Origin of the sequence: Flavobacterium sp. CF136, from assembly GCF_000282055.1 — a bacterium.
Classification (GTDB): domain Bacteria; phylum Bacteroidota; class Bacteroidia; order Flavobacteriales; family Flavobacteriaceae; genus Flavobacterium.
On the sequence record NZ_AKJZ01000086.1, the window covers coordinates 1 to 8,548 of the forward strand.

Below are 8,548 nucleotides of genomic sequence, written 5' to 3' on the forward strand. Positions count from 1 at the left end.
AAGAAAACACTCGAACTGACGACAATATCCCTTAACTTAATGACATTGAGATGAAGCTGGAGGCAACTCAAAACTTTCCTTTTAGTAAAAATTTTCGATAATTTAGGCAATCTTTCCAAGTCCATCCGGAAATGGTCTGTAGGCATAATAATGCAGAACTTCTTCGATAGCCATTTTTAACGCTTCGTTTATAGGAAGCAAAGTAATTCCCAATCTCAAATCAATTTGTGCTAACCGCATATAATAATCGGTAAAAACAGGTACATATTTGCCTTTTATAATGGCTTCTTCAGCTGCGTTAAAGTTTCCGTTTTGTTCTTCTTTTATGATTTTGCAGGTAGCCAATCGCAGTTTCCCAAATTTATCGGTGTTGGCGGCGTAACCAAAAAGACGGCATATTAATCCGCGATAACGGTAATTGCTACAACTTCCTTTATGATGTTCCAAAACAGAAAGCGGACGGTATAAAAGGCAATTGGTAGTAGCTGCATTGCTTAATAATGCTACCGTTTCTTCGGCTTTTCCATTCAAAAATAAATGAAATGCCCAGGGTAAAAATTCTAAAGGCGAAGCGTCTATGTCGGGTTTGGAACAGCATTTGCCACAACCGGCATTACAATGCAAATGAGTTTCTGATTTGAAACTACTGATTTCAATTTCCAGACGGTCAAACAATGCTTCAACCTGCCGAACCTTATGTTCTATTGCCATCCTTTTTTGTGTAAGGTAAGCTAATAGAAATGGCTTAAGCCAGAACTGTGTTTTTATTGTGAATAGTTTGGGGAATAATTAGAAAGTTTCAGGTTTCAGGTTTCAGGTTTCAGGTTTCAGGTTTTCGCCTAAAAATAATAAAAATCCTTTGGATTTTAAAACCTTTGAACCTTTGCCTCTCTGCCCCTTTGAGCCCCTAAGAAACCTTCGAACCCCTAAAATAAGCAATCGCTCCTGTTGACCATAAAGCCAGAAAAATCAAAACGGGCTGAAAAAATAATCGGATCAGACGGGATTGATCTGTGTCGAGTCCAAAAGCACTCGTGCCATTTAAATACTGGGCAATATTACCCGGAAAAACCAATACGTAGAATACTGCCAACACGATTCCAACTTTTACTTTATATCGCGTTAGGAACAGCATACTAAGACCTAATGCAATTTCTACAATTCCGGAGATTATGACAATAAGGTCTTTATCAAGCGGAATCCAATCAGGAACTTGCGCCTGAAAATCGACTCTCTGAAAAGTAAAATGACCAATGGCAGCCGTTATCATAAAGATTCCCAACACTATTCTAAAGAAATTTTGAGTTTTAGTGGTTTTTATATTTTCCATATCAGGCTGTGATTTGTTTAAAATTTTAAAGGAGATTATTTTATTAAGTGTTCCTCTCAAATTTACGATAATAATTAATAAGCCCTTTGCAAAGTTTTCATAGAATCTTTGTGTAATCTCCATGTCAATCCCTTTTCTTTGAACCTTTAAAAAAAATAACTAAACCCTTTGGGTGTAATTATTAAAAATTATACATCCAACGAGTTAACTAAACTTTAATACAAATACCGCTCAAAAATCAAATTTCGGGTGGTATTTTTGCGTTTTAGAATTACTGCAGGACTTAACAAGTTGCTTTTTGTACCTTGCCTGTGCCTGATTCGTAAAAATTTCCATTAAAATTAAAGCCCTGAATTTAATATGACACGAGAAAATTACATTCCCTTTCACAAGGAATTCTTACTCAAACAACAAATAGCAGCTTTCTCTGATGACCAAAAAAAGGTTGATGATTTTAAAAAGCTATTTGATATCGTCGAACATTATTTTCATTACGAGGCTTTTAACCTCAACCGTAACCTGAAACAGAATTATGCTTTATTCGACCCGGATTTAAGTCCGAAAGAGCGTGAAGGTTTTATAGGCAAAAGTGATTTTTCGGTTTTTAAGGAAACGCTTCTTACTGTTTTAGAAAATGGCAATTACACCCGTATTGATCAGGAAACTTTGGATAAGGCTTTTAAGGAGTCGGATTTAATCGGTTTAAAGCTTTCGATAGATTTTAATGCTTTTAAAGACTACGAATTATATGTTCGCGGAAGTCATAAAGCAAAAGAAACGGTAACTAAATTTATTTTCTGGAAGAAAGAAATAGAAGTAGAATACTATGACCGCGTTATGATTTATCTCAATTATAACGAAGCTGATTATCTTAAGGAGAAAAAGGTCAAATTAAGGAAATTACCCATTGATCCCGGATCTATCGGTTTAAAAATCTTTAAACGTGTTCCTAAAAAAGATCTCGAAACAATATTCCCAAATGCTGTTCCGAGAATGTCCACTACAGATAAATTATTGTTTTGGGTGCCGGGAGTCGGCGGTGGAATTTCATTATTGAGTACTAAAGTAATTCCGGCCCTGATTGGCATGTATGGTGCGTATCAATCGGGGGAAGCAATTGATTTGCTAAACAGTAAGGCTTCGCTAAATCAGGGTTTAATTGCACTTGGAATATTATGTGCCTACTTATTTCGCCAGTACAGCAACTTTGTCAATAAAAAAATCAAATACGGAAAAATGCTTTCCGACAGTCTTTACTTTAAGAATCTCGGAAACAACAGCGGTGCCTTTTATTCATTGCTAAATTCTTCTGAAGAAGAGGTGCTGAAAGAAACTATTTTGGCTTATGCATTTTTACATAGAAGCGAAAATCCTTTAACAGCTTCAGCACTTGATTCTCAAATTGAATCCTGGTTTAAGACAGAACTAAACACAGAACTTGATTTTGATGTAAAAGATGCTTTACTGAGATTAAAAAACATCGGTCTTGGTCTGGAAACAAATGGGAAATGGGAAGTTATTTCTCCTGAAAAAGCCATAATTAAAATTGATGAATTGTGGGATACTGTTTTTGAGTATAATCAAAAATAATTTTTTATACTTTTCTCAAATTTCCTTAAAAAATCACATCATACACTAAAAGAAGTCGCTTTTGAAAACTGTATAAATGTCTCCTGACTTTATACAGTTTTTTGCTTGTAAAAAATTATAAAAAAAGAAGATTTCAGCAAAAAAACTACTCATTTCTGATCAAATTCATTATTTTCGTAAGAATTTTTTCATTTAAAAATTACTCCCAAGGAAATTCATTAAATTTTATTTAGTAAAAAATTACAAATTTCATACAAAAACATTAAAAATATTAAGTTTAATTCATTTTTACAGTAAAATCCTGCTATTATAAAAAAACAGAGCGTTTTAACCGATTACTGTGCTGTTTGTCGATTTAATTCGTAATATTGACCAGACAAAAGCAAAATGTTTTTATAGCCCAGATTATATTAATAATTTATTTTTTGTGCAATTAAAAAAACAAATTTCATCCCCTTTTTAATTATTTTAAAAAAATAATTCCAAGTGATATGTGCTTTGTTTTTAAATTAAAATCTATTCAGATCATGACAAAAAAAACGCTTCTTTACTTGTGGATTTCAATATTGTTTGGTGCTATTCTTATTTTCATTTTAATGCACGAATTCTAGTAAAAGCAAAAAAAAGAGAGCAATGCCCTCTTTCCTGTAATTATATCAAATCGTCAGCAGATTATTCGCTTTCAACTTCTATAAAATCTTCTACTGTTTCTCCAGCTGCAACTACTTCCGGTTTTGATGCCTTAAGTGTATTGAATCTTTCCAGTTGTTCCAAATCTCCTTCTTCTCCACTAAAATAAGGAAAAACATCCATTATTGGAGATTCCGAAATAGCAGGGATTGTATAGTCACCCATCGTGTTTTTCATTACTGTAATTGTATTGTCATATGCTTCTTTTACATCATTGGCCTGCACTAACAGATACATATTTGTTTTACGCTCTTTACCGCTTTCTTCATCAAAAGCTATTAAAGAAACTTTTGATTTAAACCAGCGATCTGCGTTTTCAAAAGGATGAATCTCAGCATAATTCGCCACTTTTATATTCGTGATTTTAAATTCTTCACTAACATAAGCAGCCATTTCTTCATTAATCCTGCTTTCTGCTTCGGTATATGATATAGCATCTACCAAATAAGGTTCTGTTGTAACTTTTTGTGATCCAATATCATCTGTTTTTCTATATTTTACTTTGCATTCGTACCAAATTGCGCTCATCTCTATATAATTTTAAGGATGCCAAAGATAGATTTTAAAGGAAATAAAATAGACAATCCAAAAAATAGATATTCACAATTTCAAAATTTAGAATCACTGTTAACAATTGTAAAAAAATCCAAAATATTTAATAGCTTTGTTAGACACCTAAATCGTAAAAAATGAGAACATTAGAACAATGGTTTGAAGAATATGCAGTAAGTCATCAGAACCCGAAAAATAAAGCAATACATTATGTGTGTGTTCCGGCGATTTATTTTTCTATTGTTGGTTTACTGATGAGTATTCCGAATGGTATTATCTCCAATACCTTAAAATTAAATTCTCCCATAATCGAAAACTGGGCTGTTGTTGTATTGCTTTTTGTACTTATCTTTTATATTCGGTTATCAATTGCCATGGCAATTAAAATTGCAATTTTTTCGGCAATTTGCCTGGTTGTTAACTATTATATCGGACTGGTTTTTCCGTTATGGATTTTCTCCGTTGGTGTTTTTGTCATCGCATGGATCGGGCAATTCTACGGACATAATATTGAAGGCAAAAAACCTTCGTTCTTAAAAGATCTTCAATTTTTAATGATTGGTCCGGCCTGGGTTGTAGAAAATTTGTTTTCTAAAAAATAATTCCGGCTTCAACACAAACAAATTATTCATTACTACACCTTGGCAATACCTATGAAAATAAATACCGTAGAGGTTAAAATTGAAAGTTATGATATTTACACCTATAGAAGGATTCGGCGGGCTATTGGATATTTGGGAATAAGTTTACCGATATTTCTGGTAGGCTTGTCTTTGATTACATTCTTTCGGACACCGGTCCAGCCTTCCATAAGTCATTATTATTATACCAATCTGAGGGAAGTTTTTACCGGAACAATATGTGCCGTGGGTTTATTTTTAATTCGATATAAAGGTCATGGGAATGCTTCTTTCTGGAAGAATGATAATCTGCTGACTAACATCGCCGGAATCATGGCATTGGGAGTTGCTTTGATACCTACGAATCCAAATAAAGCTTCGGATAAAATTTATACACTGATTCCGTATACTGAAAAGTGGCTGGGCCTGCTTCATTATGGATTGGCAGCTTTCTTATTTCTAATACTGGCTTTATTGGCAATCAATGTCTTTACAATTAGCGAAGAAAATGGACCCAAAGCCCCAAAAAGCATGCTGAACGAAAATAATATTTATAGATTCTGTGGTTATGCAATACTGGTGTTTGTAATTATGGTACCTGTAGCTGGACAACTAAAACTGTTTCCTTATTCGACTTTGATTTTTGAAGCGCTTTCGCTTTTTGCTTTTGGAACCGCCTGGTTAATTAAAGGACGTGCGTTAGGAGATAAAGGTGTAATTGGTCAGAAACTGTATCAGGAAAACAATCCTGTTGATACTGAAAAAGTTTTTGAGGAATAATCTATGCAACCTGTTGGGTGAACCTCAAAATAGGTATCAGGAGGAGTCGGAGCCCTTTCCTTCTGAATACCAAAGTCCTAGCCCAGACAGAAACGGCATCCTTTTGTGGCGGGGTTTGCCACAAAAGATAAAGTGGATGGCTGGATTAGCTCCTAAAAATTATTCATTACAGTATAAAAAGAAAACCCCTCTCGAAGATTTACTACTGAGGGGCATCTAATAAAAAAAAATATAATAACTAGAGATCAATTCCCAGTGAAAATTGCCAAACTCTATTTTGAGCCTTATTATCATCATCATACAAATCGCCTAAACCCAAATGATAGCGTACTCCAAAACTAATTCCTGAATCCGTTTTAATCCCTGCCCCAAAATTCATTCCCCAATCGAAATTTTTAGGATCATATTCTTGTGTACTGCTAAACAGTCCCTCATATTCTTCTTTATGAGAAATTGCCAATCCTATTTGCGGTCCCGTTTCTAAAAAGAAATTTTTAGCAGGATAGGCTTTAAACATTATTGGTAAATTAATATAATTCAGCTTTTGGGTAAAGGTCCCGCTGCTGTTTTTAATTTCGTATCCTTGTTGCGAATACATTAATTCCGGTTGAATAGAGAAACTTTCACTAACAAAAGACTCTCCGTAAACACCAACATGAAAACCATGACGCTGCCCTGTTTCCCCACTTCCGTCATAATTAACCGCAGCCAAATTATAACCTCCTTTTATCCCGCCGTTAGATTTATGTACTACACTGTCCTGGGCATTCATCACTGACAAGGCACCAAAAAACAAAATTATTGCTGTATAGATTTCTTTTTTCATCTCTGTTTATTATTTATATTCTTAATTATACTTTTTATTTTCCTCCATTTGCTTTAAGATCAGCCAAACATTGTGCGTCCAGCTTTGGTGCAGTTCCTCCTGAAACCATATTGGCTATTCCGCTTCCTGATTCCGCTGACCAATACATCAGGCAGCTTTCTACATTACAGTGTTTTGCATGTTCCGAATCTTCATGGTCACTCTGTAATTTAGCTCCCAGATTAGTCAGGCCAAGGATATGTCCAAACTCATGTGTTATAACCGTAGTCTCCAATAAACTTCGGCCAGGCTGAAATGGACTACTGCTTAATCCCTGAACGGTTTTTTCATAAATTACAAAAGAAGTATTTCTATAAGCGGTACCCAAAACTTTAGCAGAACTGGTATTGTCGGCCGATTCTCCATCTACAAAAAAAGCCCAGACAGCTATTTGATCTGAAGAGTTGTATTTTGTTCTGTTAGCATCTTCAATAGCTATAATTTCCTGATTGGTAAAGGTTGCTTTTCCCGGTGAAGCAATAGCTCTTTTAACTACAGTAATTCCTTTTGACTTATTAACTCTCTCGTTAAGGAAGGAAACAAAATTATTTATCGCAGCTGTCGAAGGTTCATATCCATCTACATAAACCACTTCAATAACCATACTTTTAAAAGTATCATCTGACAATAAATCATAAGAGGAGCTTCCTGTTGCCTTTTTATTATTAGAAACTAAATTTCCGTTTACGGCAGCTTCATCATCCTGCCTGGAGCATGATAAAATTAAGACAAAGATCAAACTCAGAGCCAGAATTATTTTTTTCATTTTTTTTCTTTTTAATTCTTTACATAAATTTTAAACAAAAGCATCTAAAAAAGATAACTTTTGCTTAAAACTTACTGAACTCAAACCATTTTATATTTGTTTTAATACTAAAGTCAATGCTGCATTTGTTGTGCTTTGCAATGTAATTGTACTTGCGGTAAAACTTGTTACCTTCCAATTATTGTTTAGCAAATTAAATGTTGTACTGCCTGTAAATTTTAATTCTACTATCACATCCAACTGTGAACTTACTGCATATGTTCCGTTTACGGTGGTATTTAAGGTATTTACTGCTTTAACACTTAGATTGTTGGCAAAATCTATCGTGTAATCCTGATAATTATTGGCCGTCTCAACTCCCGCATTCACCAATGAATTTACTTTAAACATACCATTAACCAATATAGTCTCCAGTTTATCTACATTTTCAGCCGCTGCTTCCATAGTAGCCTTAGTTTTAAGAGATGCAGTAATTGCTGCCTGAAATTCAGTATCACTTGAAACCGTTATTTTTGATCCATCAATAAGTGTTACTGATATTGGGTATTTTACTGAAAATAATTCTGTACTGCTTAAATTAGAAATATAGGTGTATAATTGTTCCTTAGATGTTATGACAATACTTCCTGTCTGTTGCAAACTTACGTCATAAGTTAAAATAGTAATCGGGAAGGTTATATTCAAGGATGAAATTGCATTTTGACCGGAAGATTCAGCTGTGCCACATGCGTTAATAATGGCATTATATTCTGTTTGATTGGCAACTGTTACTTCAGTGTAATTACTTAATTTAACTTTTAAAGGAAATTGAAAAACAACAGTATCCTGATCGTCATTAAATTGCCCCAGAATAGAAATAACCTGTTGGTAATCTAATTGGCTTAAAAGAGAAACCTGTGTACCATTTACAGTAGCAGTAGCCGGAAACAAAACAGAAGAACAAGAATTACCATCTAAAAAATCATCAAATGAACCATCATACATAGAGGTACGCTTAAGATTATTTGCTGTAGTTGAATTAGCATTATTTGTATTCGGGTTTTCACCTTCTACATTATCAACTTCACTTTGACATGATGTAAATCCAATTATTGACATCAATACGATTCCTGTTATAGTTCTTAACTTTTTCATAATTTTAAATTTTAATGTTTTTTTAATATCTACTGACGAGTTTTGTACGCCTTTCTATCAGTAAGACAACCAACATTATTTTTACCCCACCCTTGATATAAAAAAAATATTTATTTACCCGTGAATGTAATTCAAAAAGGTGTCAGACTGAGTCCATTCGGCTTCGCTCAGGATAAACTTAGTCGAAGCCCTTTCGAAGTAAAAAGCCTTCGACTCCGCTC

General features: G+C 34.1%; 9 protein-coding genes. 3 read left to right on the forward strand and 6 right to left on the reverse strand.

The genetic code is table 11. The features are described from left to right. Positions 1–102: 102 nt before the first annotated feature. The gene (locus PMI10_RS19400) at positions 103–711 is read right to left on the reverse strand and encodes a YkgJ family cysteine cluster protein (RefSeq protein ID WP_007810950.1); all 609 of its coding nucleotides are present in this window, start codon (positions 709–711) and stop codon (positions 103–105) included. A 196-nt stretch (positions 712–907) separates the two neighbouring features. After that, positions 908–1,330, reverse strand: a complete 423-nt coding sequence (locus PMI10_RS19405) for a DoxX family protein (protein WP_035632343.1) — start codon at positions 1,328–1,330, stop codon at positions 908–910. Positions 1,331–1,690: 360 nt separating this feature from the next. Between PMI10_RS19405 and PMI10_RS19410 the strand changes: the two genes are divergently transcribed. Next, positions 1,691–2,920: a TMEM143 family protein gene (locus PMI10_RS19410; RefSeq protein ID WP_007810952.1), complete on the forward strand. Its 1,230-nt coding sequence runs from the start codon at positions 1,691–1,693 to the stop codon at positions 2,918–2,920. Positions 2,921–3,592: 672 nt separating this feature from the next. On the opposite strand, the gene PMI10_RS19415 is transcribed toward PMI10_RS19410, so the two are convergent. After that, positions 3,593–4,138, reverse strand: a complete 546-nt coding sequence (locus tag PMI10_RS19415) for a DUF4494 domain-containing protein (protein ID WP_007810953.1) — start codon at positions 4,136–4,138, stop codon at positions 3,593–3,595. Positions 4,139–4,299: 161 nt separating this feature from the next. On the opposite strand from PMI10_RS19415, the gene PMI10_RS19420 reads away from it, so the two are divergent. Both PMI10_RS19420 and PMI10_RS19425 read left to right on the forward strand, forming a co-directional pair. Beyond that, positions 4,300–4,764, forward strand: a complete 465-nt coding sequence (locus tag PMI10_RS19420; protein ID WP_007810954.1) for an Mpo1 family 2-hydroxy fatty acid dioxygenase — start codon at positions 4,300–4,302, stop codon at positions 4,762–4,764. Between the two features lie 51 nt (positions 4,765–4,815). Beyond that, positions 4,816–5,562, forward strand: a complete 747-nt coding sequence (locus PMI10_RS19425) for a hypothetical protein (protein ID WP_007810955.1) — start codon at positions 4,816–4,818, stop codon at positions 5,560–5,562. Positions 5,563–5,800: 238 nt separating this feature from the next. Here the strand turns inward: PMI10_RS19425 and PMI10_RS19435 are convergent, their stop codons facing one another. From PMI10_RS19435 to PMI10_RS19445, 3 genes are all read right to left on the reverse strand, one after another. Continuing rightward, positions 5,801–6,388 carry a porin family protein gene (locus tag PMI10_RS19435; protein WP_007810956.1) on the reverse strand — a complete coding sequence of 196 codons (588 nt, stop codon included), beginning with the start codon at positions 6,386–6,388 and terminating at the stop codon, positions 5,801–5,803. 34 nt (positions 6,389–6,422) lie between these two features. Next, positions 6,423–7,193, reverse strand: coding sequence for a hypothetical protein (locus PMI10_RS19440; RefSeq protein WP_007810957.1), 771 nt, complete (start codon positions 7,191–7,193; stop codon positions 6,423–6,425). Between the two features lie 90 nt (positions 7,194–7,283). Beyond that, a complete protein-coding gene (locus PMI10_RS19445; RefSeq protein WP_007810958.1) occupies positions 7,284–8,327 on the reverse strand; it encodes a hypothetical protein in 1,044 nt (347 codons plus the stop codon). Between the last annotated feature and the right edge of the window lie 221 nt (positions 8,328–8,548).